The 1277-nt window shown below is 69.3% G+C and carries 1 protein-coding gene; it reads left to right on the top strand.

The features are described from left to right. Positions 1-35: 35 nt before the first annotated feature. Positions 36-1277, top strand: a 1242-nt coding sequence (locus tag B042_RS23670) for an ADP-ribosyltransferase (RefSeq protein WP_231494129.1), incomplete at its 3' end; no start/stop codon positions are given.

Below are 1277 nucleotides of genomic sequence, written 5' to 3'. Positions count from 1 at the left end.
ACACCTTCCTGGCCCACGTCCCCCACCTGCCCGCCATGGCCCCCAAAGGCCACGAGAGCAGCGAACTGCGCTGGGTCCCCGCCGACGAGGCCACCGCCCTGCCCCTGCACCCCGCCCTCAGAAACGCCTGGCCCCACCTGCACGAACAGATCACCGACCACCAAGAGACCCCCACCACCGCACCCACCCCGACCCCACCACGAACAGAAGGGACATCAGACCCCGGCCACACCCCGGCCGGAGACCCCGACACGATTCCAGGCTCACTGGACCCCAACGGCACCCGCCACTTCGCCGACGACGCCGAAGCCGCCCGCTACGGCGCCCAGATCCTCGACGACCCCCACCGCAACCCCCACGCCCACACACGACTGCCCCAGGAACAGCGGGACGCCCTCAATACCTACATACGCGTGGGCACAGCGCTCAACCACCTGCTTCAGGCCACCGATAACGGGACCGCAGAACGCCTGGAAACGATGCGCGCCGCTATCGGGCCGGGCCTGCTCCTATTCGATCTGGGACGCGACGGCCGCTTCCCCACCCTGGACGACCTCAGGTCAGCGGAGCACCCCCTCCCCCCGCGCGATTCCATCATCAATGGCATCCTGAACGCCCCCGACCCCGAACAGGCACGCAGGACCTGGCTCGTCAGATCCGGGATGCGCGGACGGCTGACCAACGAGTTCGGGCACTTCCCCGACGCCGACGACATCCGCCGCTTCGTCTCCACCCTCGACCAGGCCTTCAGCACCCACACCCTGCCCGAGACCGTCTTCACCCGCAGCAGCCTGAACGGCCTCGACTCCCTGAGCGGATACGACCCCAACGACCTCCAAACACTGGTGGGAACGGTCCAGACCGAACCGGGCTACCTGTCCACCTCCCTGGGCCTGCCCCCCGGTTGGAAGAAGGCGGGCTTCACCCTCCTGCTCACGGTCCCGGCCGGCACCCCCAGCCACTGGCTGGGAACACACGGCCCAAACCCGAGACAACTGGTCCTCGCCCGCGGCACCAGCTACCGGATCACCGATGTCTCAGAACGGGAAGGCCGCACCTTCCTCACCGCCGAGGTCCTGCCAACACCGCCCGCCCCGCCCACAACACAGGAACCCGCCCCGGAACCGGAGGAGACCCCCGCCCAACAGCACGTCCCACACGACGCCCCGGGCCAGGTCGCCTCGGACGGCTACCGCACCTTCACCACCAACGACGACGGCTACGCCTACGGCGAGCAGGTCCTGGGCCACCCCCACCGCAACCCCCACGCCTTCCCC

It is taken from the genome of Nocardiopsis sp. CNT312 (genome assembly GCF_000515115.1).
Taxonomy (GTDB): domain Bacteria; phylum Actinomycetota; class Actinomycetes; order Streptosporangiales; family Streptosporangiaceae; genus Nocardiopsis.
This window is presented reverse-complemented; position numbering and strand designations above follow the sequence as displayed.